Annotated in this window: 1 protein-coding gene; it reads right to left on the bottom strand. The window is 37.4% G+C overall.

Annotated features, from left to right (window positions below; all coding sequences use genetic code 11):
- Positions 1-257, bottom strand: a 257-nt coding sequence (locus SB679_RS25185; RefSeq protein WP_410705056.1) for a hypothetical protein, incomplete at both ends; no start/stop codon positions are given.

Below are 257 nucleotides of genomic sequence, written 5' to 3'. Positions count from 1 at the left end.
CTCTGAATAAGGGTTGATAATGTTGCAGAATTGGCTACGTTTCCGTTGTAGGAAGTATTATCCTTGATGTCTGACCATGTATAACTTGCTGTGATCTCTCCGTCCTTCCAATAACGGTAACTTGTATCTACTACGAAAGAGAACTGATTTACTTTACCATCACTTACCAATTCCAGTACTCTTCCGAAATTGTTATTAATTCTTCCTTCTTTCCAGTCCAATTTTGTTCCCTTAATCGTAGAAATCGGAACATATAC

This window comes from Chryseobacterium sp. SIMBA_029 (genome assembly GCF_046535275.1).
In the GTDB taxonomy this organism is placed as follows: domain Bacteria; phylum Bacteroidota; class Bacteroidia; order Flavobacteriales; family Weeksellaceae; genus Chryseobacterium.
This window is presented reverse-complemented; position numbering and strand designations above follow the sequence as displayed.